General features: G+C 40.2%; 12 protein-coding genes. 4 read left to right on the top strand and 8 right to left on the bottom strand.

Translation table 11 applies throughout. From position 1 onward, the window contains the following. Positions 1–59 precede the first annotated feature (59 nt). Positions 60–1,952, top strand: a complete 1,893-nt coding sequence (locus tag BM015_RS06010; protein WP_090655945.1) for a glycoside hydrolase family 88 protein — start codon at positions 60–62, stop codon at positions 1,950–1,952. A 171-nt stretch (positions 1,953–2,123) separates the two neighbouring features. Here BM015_RS06010 and BM015_RS06005 read toward each other — a convergent pair whose 3' ends face one another. Then, a complete protein-coding gene (locus BM015_RS06005; RefSeq protein ID WP_090655942.1) occupies positions 2,124–3,158 on the bottom strand; it encodes a LacI family DNA-binding transcriptional regulator in 1,035 nt (344 codons plus the stop codon). 364 nt (positions 3,159–3,522) lie between these two features. Here BM015_RS06005 and BM015_RS06000 point away from each other — a divergent pair, with 364 nt between their 5' ends. The 3 genes from BM015_RS06000 (at position 3,523) to uxaC (ending at position 8,191) form a co-directional block, all read left to right on the top strand. Continuing rightward, positions 3,523–5,058 (top strand): tagaturonate reductase, encoded by a 1,536-nt coding sequence (locus tag BM015_RS06000; protein ID WP_090655939.1) that lies wholly within the window; start codon positions 3,523–3,525, stop codon positions 5,056–5,058. After that, positions 5,048–6,700: a UxaA family hydrolase gene (locus tag BM015_RS05995; RefSeq protein ID WP_090655936.1), complete on the top strand. Its 1,653-nt coding sequence runs from the start codon at positions 5,048–5,050 to the stop codon at positions 6,698–6,700. The genes BM015_RS06000 and BM015_RS05995 overlap by 11 nt, the downstream gene beginning before the upstream one ends. A 72-nt stretch (positions 6,701–6,772) precedes the next feature. Then, positions 6,773–8,191, top strand: a complete 1,419-nt coding sequence (gene uxaC / locus BM015_RS05990; RefSeq protein WP_090655933.1) for a glucuronate isomerase — start codon at positions 6,773–6,775, stop codon at positions 8,189–8,191. 121 nt (positions 8,192–8,312) lie between these two features. Here uxaC and BM015_RS05985 read toward each other — a convergent pair whose 3' ends face one another. The 7 genes from BM015_RS05985 to BM015_RS05955 form a co-directional block, all read right to left on the bottom strand. Further along, positions 8,313–11,591 carry a glycoside hydrolase family 2 TIM barrel-domain containing protein gene (locus BM015_RS05985; protein ID WP_090655930.1) on the bottom strand — a complete coding sequence of 1,093 codons (3,279 nt, stop codon included), beginning with the start codon at positions 11,589–11,591 and terminating at the stop codon, positions 8,313–8,315. A gap of 188 nt (positions 11,592–11,779) precedes the next feature. Beyond that, entirely contained in the window at positions 11,780–13,789 is a 2,010-nt protein-coding gene (locus BM015_RS05980; protein WP_090655927.1) for an aceric acid hydrolase, read from the bottom strand. 2 nt (positions 13,790–13,791) lie between these two features. Beyond that, positions 13,792–15,909 (bottom strand): alpha-L-rhamnosidase-related protein, encoded by a 2,118-nt coding sequence (locus tag BM015_RS05975; protein WP_090655924.1) that lies wholly within the window; start codon positions 15,907–15,909, stop codon positions 13,792–13,794. 143 nt (positions 15,910–16,052) lie between these two features. Beyond that, entirely contained in the window at positions 16,053–17,630 is a 1,578-nt protein-coding gene (locus BM015_RS05970) for a sodium:solute symporter family transporter (RefSeq protein WP_090655921.1), read from the bottom strand. A gap of 2 nt (positions 17,631–17,632) precedes the next feature. Next, complete coding sequence (locus BM015_RS05965; protein ID WP_090655918.1) at positions 17,633–18,721, bottom strand: Gfo/Idh/MocA family protein; 1,089 nt, start codon at positions 18,719–18,721, stop codon at positions 17,633–17,635. Positions 18,722–18,727: 6 nt separating this feature from the next. After that, positions 18,728–21,241, bottom strand: a complete 2,514-nt coding sequence (locus BM015_RS05960) for an L-rhamnose mutarotase (RefSeq protein WP_090655915.1) — start codon at positions 21,239–21,241, stop codon at positions 18,728–18,730. Positions 21,242–21,432: 191 nt separating this feature from the next. Further along, on the bottom strand, positions 21,433–24,204 hold the full coding sequence (locus BM015_RS05955) for a glycoside hydrolase family 2 protein (protein ID WP_245751253.1): 2,772 nt from the start codon (positions 24,202–24,204) through the stop codon (positions 21,433–21,435). Positions 24,205–24,208: the final 4 nt, after the last annotated feature.

Genomic DNA, 24,208 nt, shown 5'->3' with positions numbered 1-24,208 from the left:
GAACAAAAGCTGGTAACATACTAAAAAATAAACCCATAGGGTTAACAATAATTAGTTGAATGAAATACAAACAAACTTTTATCGCAATTATGATTTGCTGCGCTGCAGGCGTATCAAAAGCACAGCAAAACTTATCCTACGGCGAAGCAATGGCAAAAACCGTGATGACTGTATGGAAAGATTCGCTGGCACGTGTGTGGACGTATGACCAGGGCGTTGTATATGGCGGGCTTGAGGCATTGTGGAAAAACACGGGCAACGCAGATTATTTTAATTACATACAAAAAAATATTGACCATTATGTAAATGACGATGGCACCATAAAAACATACGACAAAGAAAAATACAATATTGATAATATAAAAAATGGCAATGCTTTGTTGATGTTGTATAATGTTACCGGTAAGGAAAAATATTTTAAAGCCGCGTCATTATTAAGAGAACAGTTACGTGAACAACCGCGTACGCATGAAGGTGGTTTCTGGCATAAAAAAGTATATCCCTGGCAAATGTGGCTTGATGGTTTATATATGGGCGAACCGTTTTATGCCATGTATGCGCAGCGGGTGCAGGATGATACGGCATTTAATGATATAGCCAGCCAGTTTATATTTATGGAAAAGCATTCAAGAGATACAAAAACAGGTTTGTTGTATCATGGCTGGGATGAATCGAAAGAACAGCAATGGGCCAATAAAGAAACCGGTACATCACCTAATTTTTGGGGCCGTGCCATGGGCTGGTATGGAATGGCATTGGTGGATGTGCTGCAATATTTTCCTGACGATAATCCGCACAAAAAAGAATTGGTGGATATACTCAACCGCTTTGCAGCGGCTGTTGTAAAAGTGCAGGATGACAAAACAGGTTTATGGTGGGATGTTTTGAATTTTCCCAACAGGCAGGGCAATTATTTTGAAGCATCCGCATCGTGCATGTTTGTATATGCTTTGGCAAAAGGCACAAGGCTTGGTTATCTCCCATCATCTTACCTGCCTGCTGCTGAAAAAGGTTATAAAGGCATCATTAAAAAATTTGTAGTAAAAGATGCAAACGGGCTGGTTCATCTTGATGGAACGGTAAGTGTAAGCGGGCTTGGCGGCAATCCTTACCGCGATGGCAGTTATGCATATTACCTGCGTGAAAAAGTGGTGCGGGATGATTTAAAAGGTGTTGGGGCTTTTATACAAATGTGCGCTGAAATGGATATGATACCAACAATGAATCTGGGCAAGGGCAAAACCGTTTTATTAGATGGTTATTTCAACCATGAAAAAAAATATGATGCGGCATCAAATGATACAATTCAATATCATTATGTATGGAATGAAGATGATAACAATGGCTATTCTTTGTTAGGCCATGTGTTTAATAAATATGGCGTGGCTACAACATTTTCTGCTGAAAAACCTACGGCTGCCATTTTAAGCAAAGCCAGCATGTATATAATTGTTGATCCTGATACGCCGAAAGAAAACCCCAATCCAAACTATATACAGGCAGATGATATAAAACTTATCAGCGATTGGGTAAAACAGGGCGGCACATTATTGTTATTAGGCAACGATTCGGGCAATGCAGAGTTTGAACATTTCAACAATCTCGCTGCCACATTTGGCATTCATTTTAATGAAGGTTCCTATAACCGCGTTACAGGCGCACAGTTTGAAATGGGCGCTATAAACATTAATGCAAACAATCCAATTTTTAAATCAACCAAAAAGATTTACATAAAAGAATTATCCACCCTGCAACTCCAATCCCCGGCAAAAGCTGTGCTTACAAAAGAAGATAAAAACATCATGGCCGTTGCTAAATATGGTAAAGGCACTGTGTTTGCGGTGGGTGATCCCTGGTTATATAATGAATATACTAACGGAAGAAAACTGCCAAAAGAGTTTGAGAATTATAAGGCGGCAGAAGAACTGGCGAAGTGGCTGATAAAACAATGATTTACGTGAATCGTGAATAGTGAATATAAGCCTGTGATTATTCCAGGTTCGTAATTGTATTTAGTATCATAATAATTATTTTAAAAATTAAACGCTTCAACAAATAACAACAGGAACCTGGAAGCTTTCACGATTGACGATTCACGTTTGTCGATTCACCTTTCACATTCTTCACTTCTTTCTCTCCGATGATCCCCGTATCAGTAATTCCGGCGGCAGAACCATGTTTTCAAAATCAGCAGGCGGGCGCTTGGCTTCAATCAGTTTTATCAATAATTCAGCAGCAGCCTCACCCATTTCAAAAGCCGGCTGGCGAATAACTGAAAGCGCCGGCGTAAGCAAATCCGTAAGATCAAGATTGCTAAAGCCAACCAGCCCGAGTTTATTGGGTATGCTTATTTTTTTTGCTTTACAATAACGAACAAAATTGGTGGTGAGTTTATCAGAAGCGGCAAAAAAAGTATCGGGCTTTTTACGCAGGCTCATCAGTTCATTCATAGCCTGCTCCACCTCACCGTATATCATACCGCCATGCAGGCAATAGCGTATCAGCGATTCATCAAACACAAGCCCTGCATCTGCTAAAGCTGCTTTATACCCGCTCAGCCTTTCCTGCGTTATCGATAAATGTTCGGCATTGCCCAGCATGGCAATACGCTTAAAGCCGCTTTTCACCAGTTCTTTAGTAGCATCATAAGCGCCTTTGAAATTGTCAATTGAAACCTTATGTGTTTTTATATCATCAATTATCCTGTCGAAACATACAAAGGGAAAACCTCTTTTGTGCAGCCGCGTAATATGATCAAAATTTTTTGTTTCTGTTGATACGGAAATAAGGCACCCGTCAACCGAACGCGATGCCAGAAATTCAAGATTGCTCAGCTCCCTTTCATAACTTTCAAGGCTTTGAGTTATAATAACATTATACCCCTTAGCATGCGCCACCGATTCAACGCCATTAATCATCTGCGAAAAAAAACTGTTTGCTATCTCGGCTATTATCACACCAATGGAACGGCTGCGTTTTTCACGAAGGCTCACAGCAACCGGGTTAGGGCGGTAATTAATTTTCTCCGCGTATTCCCGCACCAGTTTTTTGGTCTTCTCGCTTATCTCATAACTATCGTTAAGTGCACGGCTTATTGTTGATACAGACAGTCCCAGCACCTTAGATATGTCCTTTAATTTGGCAGCTTCGTATTTCATGCGGTTTATATTTTCTCCACCCTGCCGGATTATTGTTTCCGGCCACCAATAAAGCTAAAGTATCATTTTTAAAATTCATGCCTGCATAAACGTTGTTAGCCTTATTTAACTCCGGGCTTAAACAGTTAAAATGCCCAAAAGAGCCGCGTACAGTATAAAATTATAGGTTTTATCATGTATTGAGAGCTGCCCGGTTTAAATAAGTTACTGCTGCTATTTTAGAAAACGTTTCCGTAGAAAAAGGCAGGTTTTTCAATGGTTTCATTCAATTATGTATGTACTATTGCTTTCAGCAGATACTTCTTTTTCACATCACTTAAATCTACCGCAATTGGCTGCCGGCAGTTGTTTATAAATTTTTTTTATGCAATTAAACAGAAGATTAATATTAGAAAAACACACACCCGAAACATTTAATGCGCCCGATGCCGCGGTGTTTGATTTACCCGAAAAAGTGCTGCAGTTTGGCACCGGCGTTTTATTACGCGGCCTGCCTGATTTTTATATTGATAAAGCCAATAAGCAACATGTGTTTAACGGCCGCGTTGTGGTTATAAAATCAACAGGTGAAGATGTTGGGGAATTTACAAAACAAGACGGGTTATATACGCAATGCGTTAAAGGCATAGTTGACGGAAAAGATATTGAGGAATATATTATTAATGCAGCTATCAGCAAAGTGTTGGCAGCGCAGCAAAGCTGGCATGAAATAATGCAGTATGCAGAAAGCGCAGCCATGCAAATCATTATTTCAAACACAACCGAAGTAGGTATTGAATTAAAAGAAGATGACGATATTAATGCCGCGCCGCCGCAATCTTTCCCGGGCAAGTTGCTGGCGTTTTTATACAAACGCTTTCAGCATTTTAATGGCAGCCCCGAAAGCGGGATTGTAATTATTCCAACTGAATTGATAACGGACAATGGCAAAAAATTAAAAAAGATTGTTTTGCAGCTTGCTGCCATAAATAAGCTGGATACGGCATTTGTTGAATGGCTTGATACTGCCAATGATTTTTGCGATTCACTGGTTGACCGCATTGTGCCAGGTGCGCTTAAAAAGCAGAACCAGCTTGCTTTTGAACAAAAAGCTGGTTATAAAGATACATTGACAATAATGAGTGAACCGTACAGTTTGTGGGCCATTGAATCATCTTCTGAACGGACAAAAGAAATACTCTCATTTTATACAACAGACAAAAGCGTTATTATAACACCTGACATTAATAAATACCGCGAATTAAAATTGCGCCTGCTGAATGCAACCCATACATTCAGTTGCGCACTGGCTTACCTCGCAGGTTTTGACCTGGTGTATGAATCAATGCGGGAAGAAGCTATCTGCAACTTCATAAAAAAATTAATGACCGAAGAAATTGCCGACTGCATTATTGATGAAACTATCACCCGTGCAGACACCGCGTCTTTTGCCGCCAATGTTATCGACCGCTTTTGCAATGCTTATATCGAGCACAAATGGCTAAGCATAAGCATGAATTATACAGCTAAAATCAAAATGCGCTGCCTGCCATTAATTTTAAGCTATTATAAAAAAACAGGCAAAGTGCCATCGTATATGTCAGCAGGCTTTGCCGCCTATATTTTATTCACCAAACCGGTAGAAATAATTGACGGTGTTTATTACGGCAGGTCGCAAAACAGGAAGTATAAAATAGATGATCCTGATGCAGCGCTTTTTTATTCATACTGGCAAAATGATTCTGCAGATACAGTTGCACAAAAAATTTTGAGCAATGAATCGCTATGGGATATTGATCTTACAAGTATCCCGGGCTTTGCAGCGTTAGTGCAGTATTTTTTGCAGCAGTTTAACCGCAGCGAGTTTAAATATGTGATCACCCGTTTATCGTATGGAGGAAAGGTGTCAAATGAAGCATAGTGTTTTAAAAATTCATCCTGCCGATAATGTATTGGTGGCGCTTAGAGATATAAAGCAGGGCGAAACAATCCAGTTTAAAGAAGACGTTTTTTTATTAAAGAACGATGTGCCTGCCAAACATAAGTTCACAACAACAAACCTGCAAAAAGGCGATGTAATAACCATGTATGGCATTACTGTTGGAAAAGCGGTGCAGGATATTGAAAGAGGCAGCCGCATATCAACAGAAAATATTGTGCATGCTACTGATGCATTCCATCAGTCAACAAAAAAAAATAATTGGGTCGCACCAGATGTAAGCAACTGGCAACACAAGACTTTCATGGGTTATCACCGCAGTAATGGCAGCGTAGGCACAGCTAACTACTGGCTTGTGGTACCGATGGTTTTTTGCGAGAACCGCAATGTGGAAAAGATGAAAGAAGCCATGCTGGAAGAACTGGGTTATAAAGCCAAAGGAAAATATTCATCGCTTACCCATAAACTAAAAAAGGCCTACGTATCAGGCAAAGATTTCCTGGCGGATGATTTTAATATTGATGTATTGGAAGAAGAAGATGATGATGCAGGCAAATTATTTTCTAACATCGATGGCATAAAATTTCTTACACATACATTGGGTTGCGGCGGCATAAGGCAGGATGCAAATACATTGTGCGGTTTGCTTGCCGGTTATATAACACATCCGAATGTTGCAGGTGCAACGGTTTTAAGCCTGGGTTGCCAGAATGCAGAAGTAAAAACCCTTGAAGCAGAAATAGCCAAACGCGATGCGGGCTTTAATAAACCGTTGTTTATTCTTGACCAGCAACAAACCGGTAAAGGCTCAGATTTTATTTCACTGGCAATAAAACAAACATTCAGAGGCCTTGCAGAAGCGAATAAAATAACAAGGCAACCTGCTTCCATCAATAAATTAATCATAGGCCTGGAATGCGGTGGCAGCGATGGTTTCAGCGGCATCAGTGCTAATCCCGCCATTGGTTATACATCAGATATTCTGGTAACATGCGGCGGTGCCGTTATCCTATCTGAGTTCCCGGAGCTTTGTGGCGTGGAGCAGGAAATAAGTGAACGTTGTACCGATGAAAAAAACGCTGAACGTTTTATGCATTTAATGAAAACCTATAACCAGCTTGCAGAAAACGCGGGCAGCGGATTTTATATGAACCCATCTCCGGGCAATATAAAAGACGGCCTGATAACAGATGCAATTAAAAGTGCAGGCGCATCAAAAAAAGGCGGCTCCTCTCCTGTTGTTGACGTATTGGATTATCCTCAAAAAGTAAATAAGCAGGGCTTGAATTTATTATGTACGCCGGGCAATGATGTTGAAAGCACAACAGCCGAAGTGGCTGCGGGCGCCAATATTGTTTTATTTACAACAGGGCTCGGCACACCAACAGGCAACCCTGTTACGCCGGTTATAAAAATATCCAGCAATACAAAATTGTATAACCGTATGCAGGATATAATTGACATTAATGCAGGAACTATTATTGAAGGCGAAGAAACAATTGAAGAGGCCGGTGAACGCATACTGGATTATGTAATTAAAGTTGCATCAGGCGATATAAAAGTTTGCGCCGTAAAAAATGAGCAGGATGATTTTATTCCATGGAAACGCGGTGTGAGCCTGTAATAAACGTTTAAACGTTTGCCCGATGCCTGTTGATTTACAAAGATTGATCTGTTATAGCTTAATTTATAAACAATGAAACATTTTTTAGATAACAATTTCCTGTTAACCACAGAAACATCCAGGTTATTATATCACGATTACGCGAAGAAGATGCCGGTTATAGACTATCATTGTCATCTTCCTCCTGCAGAAATAGCTGAAGATATTAATTTCAAAAATCTCACACATGCATGGTTGTATGGCGATCATTATAAATGGCGTGCCATGCGCACCAATGGCGTTGATGAAAAATTTATAACAGGCAGCAACAGCAGCGACTGGGAAAAGTTTGAGCGCTGGGCAGCCACTGTCCCCTACACATTGCGTAATCCTTTATATCACTGGACGCACCTTGAACTGCAGCGCTATTTTGATATTAATGTCATACTAAACGGGCATTCTGCAAAACGCGTTTTTGAAGAAGCCAATGCATTGCTTTCAACAAAAGAATATTCAACAAGGGGTTTGCTGAGAAAAATGAATGTGAAGGTTGTTTGCACAACCGATGACCCGCTTGATGATTTAAGGTATCATAAAAAAATAAGCGATGATGGATTTGGCGTAAAAGTATATCCTGCATTCAGGCCGGATAAAGCAATGACGGTTAACAATGTAAGCGCCTTTAATGATTATGTAAATAAACTTGCTGCTGTTGCTAACACAGAAATATCAAACTTCGACACTTACCTGGGTGCATTAAAAAAACGTCATGACTTTTTTAACGAGATGGGTTGTAAAGTAAGCGATCATGGTTTGGAAAGAATTTATGCAGATGATTTTACGCTGGCTGATATAAAAAACATTTTTGTGGAGCTGAGGGCAGGCAAACAAATAAGCGGGGAAGACCAGCGTAAATTTCAAAGCGCCATGCTTTTATTTTTTGCAGAATGGGACCATGAAAAAGGATGGGTTCAGCAATATCACCTGGGTGCATTGCGCAACAATAATAAACGCATGTTATCGCAATTGGGCCCCGATACAGGCTGGGATTCCATTGGCGATTTTGCGCAGGCCGAAGCGCTTGCAAAATTTTTGAACACGCTTGATGAAAATAATAAGCTCGCAAAAACCATCATTTATAACCTTAATCCTGCCGACAATGAAGTGATGGCTACCATGATTGGCAATTATAATGATGGCTCTGTTGCCGGTAAAATTCAATGGGGCTCTGGCTGGTGGTTTCTCGATCAGAAAGATGGCATGACCAGGCAGATAAACGCCTTATCAAATATGGGTTTATTAAGCAGGTTTGTTGGCATGCTTACCGATTCAAGAAGCTTTCTCTCCTACCCCAGGCATGAATATTTCAGGCGCATATTGTGCAATATTTTTGGTGAAGAAATTGAAAGCGGGGAACTGCCAAATGATATTGAATGGACGGGGAAAATCATAGAAGATATATGCTATAATAACGCCAAGAATTATTTTGAATTAGATGAACAGATGAGATAATCTGCAATAACCCGCCGGCGTTTATTTTCCGGGCGGCAAGAAATCTTCTGCACTTTCCTGGTAATTATTTCTGTAGCATAAAAACCGGCAAGCAAACATCCCTTTGCCCTTTTTCAAAGAATCAAAATCTAATAATGCTTACACGATTTTTTATTTTTTCCGGGTTATAGGGCGATATATAAAATCTATATTTATAATCCTTTGCTCTTACCTGGTATTGTTCCAGCGGCGCAGCAACCGGGCTCCAGCTATCATTGCCGCCAACGCCCATCTGAATAAGGTCAATATTCAGCGTAATAAAGCCCTGGTTTTTTAAATCAATGGTATGTTTCGCATTGTTTATATTTTCTTCTGTATAAGGCCATGCGCTCATGCTTAATAAACTATCAGCAACAATCAATAAACCTTGTTTGGATGATGTGTTACGCATGCACATCCAGCGCACATCTGTTCTGTTGCCATTTTCCTGTGGCACCACATAAGGCTCATCAAATTCTGATAAAGGCAATTGATAAATAGCAGCATCAAAGCCGTAATTCTTATCAATATAATTTTCATATAGGCCACGGCCATACCATTGTATCAAAGAATCATTGTTATTAATACCGCATTGCATGCCCACTTTTGGAATGTTCGGTAAAGATGTATCGGCCATCAAACTATAATCAACTTTGATTACGCCATTGCCGGCAATTGTATAAATAATCTTTACTTCAGCGGAATCTTTTATAATCGTATATAAGGTCGTAATTTTTATCCGGTTGCTTGCTATATGGTCTGACTGCATGCTTTTTAAAACAGGTTTTGCTTCATACCATTGATGCAACAATTTTTGAGGCTTCCATCCACGTTTATCATTATCAGTCAGTGGCCTTGTAAAATGCGGTAATAAAGGTTGAACTATTTGCTGTTCACCATTAACGATGTATGATGATAAAGCGCCATTATTTTTATTGAACCGGGCAGAGAAGTTTTTTCCGTTTATTACATAAGTGCTATCATTTTCATTCAATTTGATATTTGATGCAGAAGCTTTATGTATAATATATTTGGGTTGGTTTAATTGCAACTGCATATCAGCAACATTAAAGCCTTTTTCTGCCCAGGGTTTATTTTCAGCCAACATAAAATGTAACTCCACAAAATATTCACTGCCTTCATCTATGGAGGGAATATAACCGCTCACATCAATAACAGTATCATCACCTGCTGCCAAATCAATGCGTGGAATTTCTTTATCAACAATTACAGCACCATCTTTCTTTATAACAATCTTTGGCGCCAGTTCATTCGTATTCATAACAGCATAACGATTCATCAAATGAATCAGTCCTTTTGTACTGTCTTTCCATGCAGCATCAATTCCCTGGAAAACCCTTTTACATTCATACATCGGCGATTTAGGCCTGCCATCTGCAGCAACGATACCCTTTATTGTAAAATCGTCATAATATTGCTCACCAAAATCACCGCCATAAGCATAATATGCATTGCCCGTGCTATCTTTCTTTATCAAAGCCTGGTCTTTATATTCCCATATACAACCTCCAATCACTCTCGGTAAACTTCGCCACTGTTCCCAAAAATCTTTTATGTTGCCTGCACTGTTGCCCATGGCATGCGCATACTCGCAAAAAAATATAGGCCGCTTATCTCCATTATTTTGATTTATTAATAACGGCGCTGTATATAACGCCGGATACATGCGGCTTACCACATCAACATAATACTGATCCAAAGGGTTCTGCAAACGGTGTGAATGATCATTGGATTTTGGATAACGCGGATCCGAAGGATCAATATAACCGGGTTCTTTCGGGCTGCCCATCGCCGGTTCATAATGCACCGGCCTTGTTATATCAAAATCATGAATCCAGCCGGCCATCGCCGCGTGGTTAGGCCCGCGGCCTGCCTCATTACCCAAACTCCAAAAGATAATAGAAGGATGATTTTTATCGCGGTAAACCATGCGTGTAATGCGCTCCATATAAGCGCCCGCCCATTGCGGGTCATTACTCAGCTTTCCACCTAAACCATGTGTTTCAAGATTGGCTTCGTCTATTGCCATAATACCAAATTCATCACATAGATCAAGCATGTACGGATCGGGTGGATAATGGCTGAAGCGGATGCAATTAAAATTGAATTGCTTTATCGTTCGTATATCATTCAACATCTCTTCGCGGCTTAATGCCTTGCCATTTACAGGCGAATGGTCCGGATGGTTTACGCCATATAAATAGGTAAGTTTTCCATTAATCAACAGCTTGCTGTTTTCTTTTGAAAATTCAATGGAACGAAAACCAAGCCTGCATGATTTTACTTCTAAAATGTTACCAAGCGTATCTTCCAAACTCAATATCAGCGTATATAAATTGGGTTCTTCCGTGCTCCATTTTTTTGGATCAGCAATCTTTGTTTCTAATAAACCAAACTTTACATTATCAAGACGCGGATAAATTTCATTTACAACAGAATCCACCGAAATAGACAGTGGTTTTAATAAAACAGCCTGCTTTTTATTATCAAATAACTGCACTTTTAAATAATAACCATCAGCCGCTTTGCCTGTATAATTATCAATACGCGGACGAATACTCAATAACCAATCTTTATAATCTGCATCAGGTTTTGTTTGATAAAAAAAATCAGCAATACGCAGCCTGGGTTCTGCCATCAGGTAAACTTCACGATGAATGCCGCTCAGCCGCCATTGATCCTGGTCTTCCAGGAAACTGCCATCGCTCCATCTTATCACCCACACAGAAATAATATTCTCACCATCCTGCAAATACGGCGTTATGTTAAACTCAGAAGGCAGAAAACTATCTTCTGCATAGCCCGCAAACTTTCCATTCACCCATACTTTATAAGCAGAACTTACACCACCAAAATGCAAAGTCACATTCATATTCTTCCATGCAGATGGCAATACAAATGTGCGCTGGTAACAGCCAACACCATTATAATCTTTTGGCACATTTGGCGGGTCCACGGGCCTGAAAGGATACACCGCACTTTTATAGATCGGCTTATCATAACCCTTCATTTCCCAGTTGGATGGCACCATAATTTTCTTCCAGCCCTGCACCTTTTTTTCATAAAAATCTTTTGGCGCTTCATCAGGCTTTAATGCAAATGAAAAATTCCATTCGCCATTCAAGCTTATATAACGCGATGAACTGTCGCGGTTGCAGGTGAAAGCATCATCAATATTTTCAAATGAATATGCCGTTGCCCTTGATGCATCCCGGTTAATACCACTTACCAGCGGGTCTTCAAAAGGTTCGCGGTTATAAACCGATGGAACAACAGGAATGGCCGCAGGTGTTTTATCAACCAGTTGCGCCTGCACTGCTGAATATATAAGTACTAATATAATTGTGGTTATTCGTTTCACGAATCATTTTATTTTTATGTTATCAGCCAATATCCTTGTGGCATCACGGTTGCGTCGCAACACTTGTACTATAATTTTTCATAGCAGCTATGGCATCATTATCCAGGCTGCTGCTGCTTTGCGAAGTCTCCGGGCCTCGCGGGCTTTATGCGCCAGGTCTCAGGCTTGCAATAGAAGAACTCCATACATCATCTTATCAGCGGCATCCACACCGTCATATCACCACGACCTCTGTTAGCCCATGCATAATATGGGATTAAGGTAAGGTTCACCGGTTTTGTTTCATTGCTGATTTCATTATATAGAGCATCATTCCAGTTGCCATGTTGTATTAATTGCGCCTGGCCTTTTAAAGTAAGCATATTGCTGTTATCAATTGTTTGTTGTTGCGCTGTAAACTGAATATTTGCAGGAATGGCTACATCAAACACATTCACATCTTTCAGATCAGCTGCTTCCAAACAATATACCACCGGCCCGCATTTTACAGCCACCTGGTTGCGTGTTGCTTCCACCAATGGGTTGGCTTCCAACAACTGAACAGGCATATCCATTATTAATTCAATTTTATCGCCTTCTCTCCATTTACGGCTTACAGGTTGATAAAAACCTCCTTTCAAATTATCATACACTGTTTCATTATTTACTTTAATCGTTGCTTTTTTACACCAGCCGGGAATACGCAGGTATATGCTGAAACTCTTTGCAGGAGCCTGTTTCAGCATTATGGAAACATTGCCATTCCATGGATAGCCTGTTTGCTGTTCCAACTGCACAGGCGAGCCATCTTTCAGTTTCGCAGATAAAGTATTGCTGCTGTATAAATGCACATACAAACCTGAATCAGATAAGCCATACATATAATTACCTGCTTCTGCGATGGTGCGAAAGGCATTGGGCGGGCAACAATTTGACAGGGCAATATAACCTTGCCTTTCACCTTCCCATCTTAGCTGGTATGGAAACTTTGCTGATGAAGCCAAAGGGTTTGTATAAAAATATTTTGTGCCGCTTAAACTTACACCGCTTAAAATAGCATTATACAATTCAAGCTCAATAATGTCTGCATACTTTGCATCAGCGGTTATATCCAACATGCGGTAATTCCATAAAAGATTGCCAATATTGGCGCAGGTTTCATTGTGCGCTGTTAAGTTGGGAAGCTGGTAATTCATGCCATACGATTGATGAACACGCTGCACTGTATCAGGATTATAAGATGTTCCGTTCACCGAAACGCCATCGTATAAAGCGCCGCAGCCACCGGTAATATACATTTTGTGATTGATGACATTATCCCATAAAGTGTCCAATGTTTTTAATAAAGTATTATCGCCATCTTCAGCATATACATCGGCGGCGCCCGCAAACAAATAGTTGGCCCTAACCGCATGGCCGGCCACATGATCCATATTTCTGAACGGTTCGCGGTCTGAATTATCGTCTGTTCCAGGAACGGTTCCACGCACATCAATTAACCGTTGCGCAAGCTTTAAATATTTTTCATCACTGGTGGTTCTGAACAACTCAATTAAACCCATATAATGCGAAGGGCAAATAGCATTGCGTGCCTGCTCCGGCGTGGCTTTATCATAAAACCGGGTAAGAAAATCTGCTGCTTTTTTTGCAATGTTTAATAAAGATGTTTTATTGGTGGCGCGATAATGCACGCAGGCTGCCGTCATTAAATGGCCAAAGTTGTATGCTTCAAAACTGAGCTTATCATCAAACATTTTCGTATCGCCGGCTGTATGCTGTTCAATGATATTTTTAGTGTAGATATATCCATCTTTTCTCTGCGCCTTTCCAATTACGGCAATCGCGTTATCCATCATGGTATCGAGCCTTTTATCTTTTGTAACAGCATACATCGCTGCCACGGCTTCAAGCGTTTTATAAAAATCCCCATCATGAAAAGAAGGACCGGAAAAACTGCCTGTATCAATGCCGGCAGCTATTTTAAAATTCTCAAATGAATGGCTGATATTTTTATTTGTATAAACATCCCACAAATGCGGCAGCATAGAATCTTTGCAAACATCAAAACGTTCTTTCCAAAAACCATTTGTAAAATGAACAGCGTCCATTGGCATACCGGAAAGTTTTGCGTATTTACTGTTACCGGTGTTTACCAAATCTTTTTGTGCAAATACAACCGTATTTGTAAATATTAATAAACAACATAACCATCCTTTCATATTTACAATCCTTTATAGTTTATTATATAATCAATCCCCGGTTTTATAGATATCTCATATATATTATCATCAATATTTTTTACTGATATATTATTCCCTTTAGGTATTGTTTTACTTTTTATACGCAATGTTCCTTCACCTTCAGTTGACCTGATCTTTATTTGTTTTGTATCGCAACGCAATGCAATATTGCCATGCGGCGTTGGCACCGTTCCTTCCATCCATTGCAAGCCGCCTAAAGATGGTTCAATTTTGTAAGTAGCGTAACCAGATGATGTTGGCGATACACCGAGATAATATTTCCCCAATAAATAAATCGGGCTTGCACCCCACGCATGGCAAAGGCTTTTACCAAACGGCCTTCCGTACATTGCATAATGTTCTGCGCCTTTTTTGGAAGGGTCATATTCTTCCCAGAAAGATGTAGCGCCAAGTTGCAACATGCCGCCCCAGTAATCTTTCATTTGCTGCAATACATGTTGTTGTTCGCCCAATGCGCATAAGGCTTCCAGTTCATAAAAGCGCATGTATGGCGTTGTTATTTTCTGCACGCTGTCGTTTAATAAAACAGATGTTTTTATTTCCTGTTTTTGTGCCGGCGTAAAATAATTAAAGAAGATGCCAAACATATTTGCATAGCGAGTTACATTGTTTGATGCCACACCATTAACGCGGCTATGCACCAATGCTTTCTTTTGTTCATTCCAATAGTAAGAAAAAAGTTTTTGTTTTATATCGGCAGCCAGTTGTTTGTATTTATTTGCATTCGTTGCATCATTATTAATGGTTGCGCAAAGCGCCATTGTCTCAAGGCTTCTGCAAAAAAGCATTTGTTCAAAACTTACTTCGCCCTGTTTGCTTAAACCGGCTGCCCAATCAATAAAAACCCAGTCGCCGGGCAAACCTTCCATCAGGCCATCTTTGTTACGGCGTGATAAACAGTAGTCCATCAGCGTTTGCATGCGCGGGTAATTTTGTTTGATGAATGCACTGTCGCCCGAATACATATAATAGTCATACACGCTCAAAAACCAGTAAAAGGTATAATCCATAATGGTGTTGATGTGTGCGGTTACAGGGTCTTTTCCCCGCAGTGCATAAATGGTGCGTTTAACGGTTTCATCATCATTCATCAAATAATAATTCATGAGGTAGCTTTGATAAGCATCGCCGCTCCAAACCCACCGGTCGCGTTTAATACCATCAATAAAAAACTCCCTTGTTGCAAGGTGCAATGTGTATTTTGAAACATCATAAATTTTATTGATAAGTGTATCTGAACAGGCAAAGCTGCCTTTATCTTTTACATCTGCATATTCATACAACATTGATACAGAATCAACAGTAATGCCAGATGTTGTTTCAACCTTTACATAACGAAATGCTTTTGATAAGGGCAGGGTTGAATCTGTATTTACGGTTGAATTAAACTGAATCCTGTCAAGCGTTTCAGCATGATCATCACTATTAGCTTCTTCCTTGCTTTCACCATAAATAATATTGATGTTGCCTTTGCCTTTTATGCCATGCAGCTGCAGAAAGCCAAAAGTTTCTTTACCAAAATCTATTAATGATGTGTTGCCGTTTTTAATTATTGAAACAGGCGCCTGTGGCTGCGTTGGTAAACTGAATTTTGATGGTGGCGATAAGGGATTATTAAAGCTGCCATAATCTGCGTTTACCCATTGCGTTGCAGAGATGTCTGATGTTTTACCGGTTTCATCAATCCATTCTTTGTCTTCAAAAGTGAGCAGCCAGCCTGAATCGGAAACAATGGTTTTACCCTGAACAAATATGGCCGGGACAGTTGCCTGTGAAAATACTTTTATATTGATTTTATGCGTACCTGCAGGAACGGTTATAACTGATGGCATGCCTTCAAATGCTTTGCCATCCAGCTTTACATTATAAGTACCTTCGGCATAAATGTTTACTTCTTTAGGTTGTTGTAACGTAAATGTTTTATAAAAATCCATCAGTACATAATGGTTGTCCATTTTCCAGAACACCGGAAAGAAAGTACCGCGTTCTGTGCGCCGGTTCTGCATTTTATTGCTGAGCCATATTTCATAATCGCCGGGATACCATATCCATGTTGCCTGCTGAGCAAATGATGACATGCTGATACATAAGATGAATAGAATGGTAAAGCTGGTTTTTTGATGCCATAAAAAAATGCGGTACAAGGGAGTGACACAACGAAGATGCCACGAAGTACGGCTGCCGGTAACATAAAAATGATGATTCTTTAATTGGCGCATGTTTAAAATCCGTTGAAATAGATGTATAAAAAAATCATGATTATAGTTAATGAAGCCCATGCTATCCAAACACGTTTTGTGGGTTTGGGCAAGATGGATGTATCGATATATGTTGTTGCTTTTTTATGTTGTGCTAACGAGATAATAACGGCAATAATGAACAGCAATAAAAAAATATAAAACGATAATAAAAGATAATGCGGCCAGATATTGTATGTTTTTGCAGGAAAGACCCAAAGGTAAATGATGCCGGTGCTGAGGCTGATGGCCGAACCAATAGAGAGCGTGAAATTGATGGCTGTTTTCGTGGTGCGTTTCCAGAAAACGGCAAGTAAAAATACAACGGATAATGGTGGCGCGATGAAGCCAAGCACGGCCTGGAAAACATCGAATAAATTGAGGCCCTTAATACTGTCGATGGCAACTGCCATGAGAATAGCGAACAGGCAACCTGCAATAATAGTGATGCGGCCAACTTTTATAATTTGCTGCGTGGATGCTGCCGGGTTTATTTTTTTTACATAAATGTCTGTTGTAAAAACGGTGCTTAATGCGTTGAGCGATGAACCAATGCTGCCTACCAGCACCGCAATTAAAACAACAATGACCAATCCGTTTAAGCCTGCCGGGAAAAGATTTGTAACAAGTGTCATATAGGCTTCATTGGGATCGCTGAGGTTAGGGAATAATTCATAACAAACAATACCCGGGACAATGAACAAGGGCAAGGATAATATTTTTAACCAGCCAATAAAATTTAACCCTAACTGTCCTTGTTCCAGGTTACGTGCGCCAAGCACAGATTGCACCATTGCCTGGTCGGTACAAAAGAAGGCAACTGCCGCAACAGGATAGCCCAACAAGATAGCCGGCCATGGATAGTTTTTATCATCAGCCGCATGAACAAGGTTCCAGTAATGTTGCGGCGCTTTACTAAACAATGCATCAATGCCGCCAACTTTATGTACGCCAATTATAGCCAGCATGAATGATACAGCGATGAGCAGTATCATCTGAAAAACATTTACCCTTGCAATGGCTTTTAAGCCACCGGCAAAAGCAAACAAACCTGCGAATGCAACCAATGCCGTAACAGATTGCCACATGGGTATTCCAAGAATTTGCCTTACTAAAAAACCTCCGGCAAACAAACCCAACGAAAGCCATGAGATAAGTATTTTGATGAGTGCATACCACACAAGAATTGTTCTTGTGCTATCGCCATAACGGTTGCCCATGAACTCCGGCATGGTAGTGACTTTTTTAGCAAGGTAACGCGGTGCAAACACCATCGCCATTAAGAATAAGAACACGAATGCATACCATTCAAAATTGCCGGCCACAATACCTGTTGTATAACCAATACTTGCAAATGCAAGCAACATAGAAGGGCCAACATTGGTGCCCCACATATTAAACCCGATGCTGTACCAGTTGAGTGAACGGCCTGCCAGAAATAATGTTTCTTCCTGTTTCTTCTTACCAAAGCTTGCCCTGTAGCCAATGAAGAGCAATACCAAAAGGTAAGCTGCTACAATAGCGTAGTCTAATGGCTGGAGTTTGGATAAGATATTATTCATGGTTAGTAGCTGTGAGCTATGAGCCCGCCGAGATTATATTGTTCAAGAATTTCTTTTATTATTATTGGCTTCCCGGTTTGCAAACTTTTATCCATTCCCTTTAATACTGCAATGGTGATGATGCCTTCACGCATATCGGGGTATGCAGAGAAGTTTTGTTCAATAGAATCTGCGAAATATTCAAGATAGTTTTGATACTCGCCTGCATGATGGCTCTGGCCTTCAAAACGGAAATAATATTTAAGCGTTGCATCGCCCCATGTAACAATTTTTTCTTCACCCGTTTTATCAGTAATGGCATAACGCAGTTCATGATAGTCGGTCTGGCTGGCGCCTTCTGTGCCACGAAGAATGCAGGTCATACCGCTATCTCTTTGCGCCGGTTGAATGGGGCCTGTATAACTGCCGCTTACCCGTGCTATGCGGCCATCATCTGCTTTAAAAATAAAGTGCATAACATCTTCATGCTTCAGGCCCGCTGCTTTGCCGTTGGCGCTTATCATGCCATAACCCATCACTTCCTGAATGTTGGGCAAATACCATCGTATAAAATCCACAGGATGGCTTAAGCCGCCATACAGCCACTTGAATGATTTCTCCAATGCCCAGGGTTTTTCTAAAAACCAGCGGTGATCTGCATTATAATGGCTTTCAATGGTTATTAATTCACCAATTTCTCCGGCTTCAAAATCTTTACGCTGGCGTTTGGCCGGTTCAAAAAACCTTGAGCTTTGTCCTACAAAAACTTTCTTATTGGTTTGTTGCTGCAGTTGTAATAATTCACTGGCATCTTTCAGGTCATCAATAAAAGGTTTGGTGCAGATAACATGTTTATTATGCAGCAAGGCTTGTTTAACGTGTTGCGCATGCAAATGGTCCGGCGTGTAAATGGCAATGGCATCAATGCTTTCATCATTCAGCATATCATCATAATTGGTTGTGTAATGATGAAAGTTGAATGCTTCAGCGCGTTGTTTACACAGCGCTTCATTGCGGTCGCAAATGGTTTTTAAGTTCCATTTACTGCTTTGCAGTGCAGCAGATATTGTGCTGCGCCCTTCGCCTAAACCTAATATTCCAATATTTAACATGAATTCTTAATTGTTTTCCAGTTGTTTTAAAAACGCCCATACTTCACCCGGTTTTGTGCCTTCAATGCCTTGCTGGTATTTACTCATTAATTTATTCCACTCAACCATCTCCGGATTATTTTCCACTGTTTTTGGGTTCAACTTATCAAGGCTTTCACCTTTTGGAATGCTTATAATCAATATCAGTTGCCTGCCGTTTTTAAAACAAAGCAGTTGCTGAAAACCGGCATTGCAAAAACCTTTTGCCACATCAGGCCATTTTTCAAATTGTGTTGCGTGATAATCCAAATATTCCTGTTGCATTTTTTTATCGTCAACAAGATTTGCCGTGAGAAGAATGTTGTCCCATGCTTTTGCAACGCTTGTATCAGCGCAATATTTTTGTTTGCTGAACTGATAATACATATTGAAATAAGGCTTTACTGTTGCGCCGGGAAAAGCGTTGCGCAGCTTCGATTGCACAGCGCCAATATCTTGCATATAATCAAATGCTACGTAATGATTTTGCCATTGATAAACCGTATTCCTGCCGATATTATTTTCAGCAAGCAGTTGTTCTAATTTATTTACATCTAATTGTTCGTTTTGTTTGGTTACAACCTCAATCACTTCTTTGTGTTGCTGATTGATGGGCTGATGAACAGCGTTTGCTGTTCTTTCTTTTAACAGCCATTGATAAGCCGGTTTAATACCGCTGTTTTGTTTTACTGAATCATTTACCTGCGGGCCATTATTGCTCCATATATTGCCAGGGCCATTATTATTTTGCAAATATTTTATTGATGGCGTCCGGTTGTTTTTTATGGTGATGTAAGACGAACCTTCATCGGTATATAAATAAAACCAGTGCGAAGGAAGATGCGCATACGGCGCTTTAAAAATGCTGTCAATATAATTGTCTTCAATAAATGAATTTTGTTGTGCGCTTAAAGTGTAAATGCCGGCGCAATCATAATTATGTTTGCCGTAATGATGAATTTTATTGGCGGTGATCTTATTATTCTTCATTGCATTTGGCGCAGCGCTCCAGCCCCATCCCATGCTGATGCCGGTATAACCCACATTCACTATTTCGTTATGTTCAACGACTGAGTTTCTTGTGTATCCCAAACCAATGCCAACGCAGCCCCAGTCTTCGTTGGTAACATCAGTTATAAGATTATTGCTTATATGCATACCATCACAAACTTCACGCTCATCTTTAGGGTTATAGGGCAAATGAATTTCCATCCCATCATCTGCAAATACACCGGCAAGCATGCCGCTGCCGCCAATATCTTTAAAAAGATTTCCATTGACTGTATTGTTATGAACACCTTTATTATAATCCAAACCCGTTGATGCAAGGTGTTCAAACCTGCAATTTTCAAAGCCCGTGTTATCAGCATAGTTTATTTGAACAGCAGCGGCAGGCCTGCCAATCCACGCCTGGTTATCAAGTGTTGGTTTTTCTTTAGTGCCTGCAGGGTTTAATTGATAAGCATCGGTCATATACATACCCGCCTGATGCGGCACGTGGCCTTGTTGCGAAGGGCGCAGCCAGCCGGTATGTTCAAAAGAAATTCCATTGAAATAAATATTTTGAACAGGATTATCAACGGTGCCTTGTATTTGCACAAGCGTTTCTAAAAAAGGAGCGGTAATATGTGCAGTTGAAAGGTCTTCATTACTGCGCGGCCAGTAATATAATTGCTGATGTTGTACATCAAGATACCATTCGCCGGGCTCATCTAAAAACTGTATTGCATTGGTTAAGTAAAAAGGCGAATTGCCTGTTTCATGTGACATCCAGGGCGCAGGCCACGGATGCTCATTTTGAATGCGGCTTTCAGGTTGATGGAAAAAAAGTTTTGTACTGTCGCCATGCACTTCTATTTTTTTTATTCGCAGTACGGCAATCTCCCACCATTGCTGGATGAAAAACTCAATACCATTTTCATTTTGAATGTTGGTGAATTTTGGTGTGGGTATCCAGCACGATGCATCTTCTTTATTCCAGTTTAAAATTCTGTTCATGCCATCGCCCTTTGTATCTTTTGCACGAATGGCTTTAGCATCATTTATCCAAAGCTGCCTGAACTCAAATAACTTTCCCTGGACAAAAGGCACATCAGCTACCCAGATTTTTCCCTTGGCATCAACAGGCAAACCTTCAACATTTTTATTTAAAAGATGCCAGCCTTTTATTTGTATGCCTCCGCTGAATATTGGATGTTCATTACCTGCCGCTTCAATATAGGTCGGACTATTGTTTGTACCGCTATCTTCCGGGCGAATGAATAATGATTCATCAAAATAATATATGCCGCCACTAACAATTATATGTATTCCATTTGCGGAGGATGGATTATTTAACCGCCGCCATTCCCTTGCCATGCGCAACGCCATTGCAACAGTGGCCAATGGCTTTTCTTTTGTGCCGGCATTATTATCCGCACCATTTATACTTACATAAATATTACCTGCCTGCACAATAGTGGCAAACAATAAAAGAAAAAGGCAGGCAATCGTATATTTCATTATGCAAGCTCCTTTGTTACCTGTTCAAATGTAGAACCGCATACTGCCTTAAAAAATAACTCTATTTACTGTAATGATGGATGATTTTACTGCAAAGGAGTGCAGGCAAAAATACTGCCCTGCCGTTTACAAAAATATTCAACCCTTCAAATATTGCTTATGGTTATTGTATTCATCAGCCAGCTTCGTTATTATTCAGCTGAAAAATTAAAATAAAGAGAAAGGTGCAACGCCCTTGAAGGGTCTTTCTCATAATCATAAAAAATATTTTTTTCACCCATTGGCCCCGTAGTTACGTTGCGCTGCGTTTTAGTGCCAATGCTGCTGATGGCATTCATAAAAGATATATCGCCTGAAGGGAATATCGGCTCATAATTATGCCATTGATCTGTTTTCCATGCCGGCGTAAACAAGCGCAGGAAAAGGTTTTCTGTTTCAGCAGCCACAATAAAACTGTTGTTGCTTTTTGTAAAGAAATGGCCTTCATAAAAGTTGGCATAATAACCTTTAAACTCAGGATAAACCCAGGGCCATTCTCCTGTTTCTGTATTATTATATGCTTTGTTCCATACATCAAACCGGGTTCCTTTCATCCTGTTTTTCCAAACGCGGTATGGACCATCACCCATATATTTAACCGACTTGATTTCGTTTTCAGGAAATGAAAAATTAACGCCATCAAAATCAGTGAAGTATTCCAACGGGAAATAGTTTACTTCCATCTTTATCCAGCCCGAAGGATAAACGGTCCACTTCAATGTGTTATAACTTTCTTTCCGGTCAAATATTGATTCAAATACTAATTTTTTTCCGTCGAAATAATGTTTAAATCCTTTAAAATCATTTACACCTTGTTGCACTACCGGGCCATTGTTTAAAGGCAGCTTACCCTTAGCATTTTCAACAGATAATAATAAACCGTTATTGCTGTTAAAGGCAATGGTTATGTCTTTTATTTTTACCTGCAATACTGAATCCTGTTCAGTTACCTGTATGCTATCATTGCTTTCTGTAGTCACCAGTCTTGCCGCAATTGTTCCAGGAGTACTGATGGGAAAACTCCATGTAAATATTTCACGCTGAAAAGCATCTTTAGCCGTAACATACAATACATCATATTTATTCCAATCCTGCGGAAGTTGTATATGTAATACGCCTTTTTCATTTGGCTTTATGTCAGGTGATATCGCCGTGCCTGTTTGTTCTTTCGATATTGTTGTATCAAAGTTTTTCAGTGCCCAGCTAAAACTGCATTGATTGATATTGGTGAAATGATAACGGTTCTCAATATTAAAATTGCCATCGAAAGCAGGTGTTATAATCCTTCGCTCAAAATAAACAGGGCTCCATACTTCTTTGATGGTATAATAGCTTCCTTCTTTTTCATGGTGCGGGCCAAGGATGCCATCGGCGGCCCTATCCTTATCTGTATCGAGCGAGTCATGCAGGTCTTTACGAACAACTGCATTATCTGCAAAGTCCCACAAAAAACCGCCTGCGCTCAGCGGGTTGTGCCACATCTCTTCCCAATAATCTTCCAGGCCTGCGCCGTGGCCGCCATCAAACTGGCCATGCAAAAATTCTGTAGGCATTATAATATCATTGCCATTTTCATAATTGCCAATGCCATAATTATATTCACGGTAATGCTGTGTATCAAACCCACCAAACAATTGCCAGGGATGTATTACAGGCCGGCGCTGTATATCAAAAATTGTAAACAAACTATCCAAATTTGTATTATGCCCGCCTTCATTTCCATTAGACCAGATAATGATTGAAGGATGGTTCACATCATGCTCTGTCATTTCCTTCAACAGCTTTGTGCCGGTTGGCGTATCATAAAAATGATGCCAGCCCGTTAATTCATCCATCACAAATAAGCCAAGCGAATCGCATACATCAAGAAAATGATCGTCGGGCGGATAATGGCTCATTCGCACCGCATTCATGTTCATATCTTTCATCAGCAACACATCTTCTATGCTGTTTTGCTTACTCATTGTTCTGCCGCTTTCAGGCCGGAAAGAATGCCTGTTAACGCCTTTCATTTTTACCTTAACGCCATTCACATAAATGCCATCCCTGTACTTTACTTCAACAGTTCTGAAACCAAATTTTTGTTCCACAATATGCACCGGCTTATCATCTTTATAAGCGGTGAATACAGCTTTATAAAGATGAGGCGTTTCACTCGTCCATAATAAAGGCTGATTGAATTGTGTTTTGACATTGACGAATGAATCGTTTGCAACAACAGAAACAGCATCACCAAATTTTTCGCCACTTGCATCGAATAACTGAACGGATATTTTATCAATTCCTTTTACTGCAAGCTGCGCATTAAACATGCCATCGGCTTTTGCATCAATGGCAACATGCTCAATATGATCTTGCGGCAACACTTCAAGCCATACAGGCCGGAAAATGCCTCCGAATATCCAGAAGTCGCCTTCGCGTTCGGCTGCATTCACAGATGTGTTAGATGATTGTTTGGAAACCGTTACTTCCAGCAGGTTTTCTTTTCCATATTTCAGAAGCCTGGTTATATCATATTTAAATGCATAAAAAGCGCCCTGGTGAATAGCGCCTGCAGGTTTGCCGTTGATCTTTACATCTGCATCCGTCATCACGCCTTCAAAAACAATATTTATTTTTTTGCCTTTATAAGATGAAGGGATATTAAAGCGGTATTTATATAAACCTTTTTCTTTTCCGCGAACGCTATCTTTGGCAAAGCCATAATCATATTTTCCAAAGCCCTGCAGTTCCCAGCAGGAAGGCACATTGATTGTTGTCCACTTGTTGGCGTTCATGCCGCCGGTGCAATAAAACTCCCAGGTTTTTGTGTCATCATTGCCTGTGCCGGAGAGATAAATTTTTTCAGTCTGCTGTGCATTTGCCTGCATAAAAAAATGCAGGCAGCAAATAATGAAGATGATATGCAGTTTGTTTTTATACAATTGA

This window comes from Parafilimonas terrae (assembly GCF_900115755.1).
In the GTDB taxonomy this organism is placed as follows: Bacteria; Bacteroidota; Bacteroidia; order Chitinophagales; family Chitinophagaceae; genus Parafilimonas; species Parafilimonas terrae.
This window is presented reverse-complemented; position numbering and strand designations above follow the sequence as displayed.

Excerpts from the sequence above, each read along its gene's own strand:
- BM015_RS05960 (WP_090655915.1), bottom strand. The coding sequence starts at position 21,241 with ATGAAATATACGATTGCCTGCCTTTTTCTTTTATTGTTTGCCACTATT.
- BM015_RS05965 (WP_090655918.1), bottom strand. The coding sequence starts at position 18,721 with ATGTTAAATATTGGAATATTAGGTTTAGGCGAAGGGCGCAGCACAATA.
- BM015_RS06005 (WP_090655942.1), bottom strand. The coding sequence starts at position 3,158 with ATGAAATACGAAGCTGCCAAATTAAAGGACATATCTAAGGTGCTGGGA.
- uxaC (WP_090655933.1), top strand. The coding sequence starts at position 6,773 with ATGAAACATTTTTTAGATAACAATTTCCTGTTAACCACAGAAACATCC.
- BM015_RS05970 (WP_090655921.1), bottom strand. The coding sequence starts at position 17,630 with ATGAATAATATCTTATCCAAACTCCAGCCATTAGACTACGCTATTGTA.
- BM015_RS05975 (WP_090655924.1), bottom strand. The coding sequence starts at position 15,909 with ATGTCATCATTTGCTCAGCAGGCAACATGGATATGGTATCCCGGCGAT.
- BM015_RS05980 (WP_090655927.1), bottom strand. The coding sequence starts at position 13,789 with ATGAAAGGATGGTTATGTTGTTTATTAATATTTACAAATACGGTTGTA.
- BM015_RS06000 (WP_090655939.1), top strand. The coding sequence starts at position 3,523 with ATGCAATTAAACAGAAGATTAATATTAGAAAAACACACACCCGAAACA.
- BM015_RS06010 (WP_090655945.1), top strand. The coding sequence starts at position 60 with ATGAAATACAAACAAACTTTTATCGCAATTATGATTTGCTGCGCTGCA.
- BM015_RS05995 (WP_090655936.1), top strand. The coding sequence starts at position 5,048 with ATGAAGCATAGTGTTTTAAAAATTCATCCTGCCGATAATGTATTGGTG.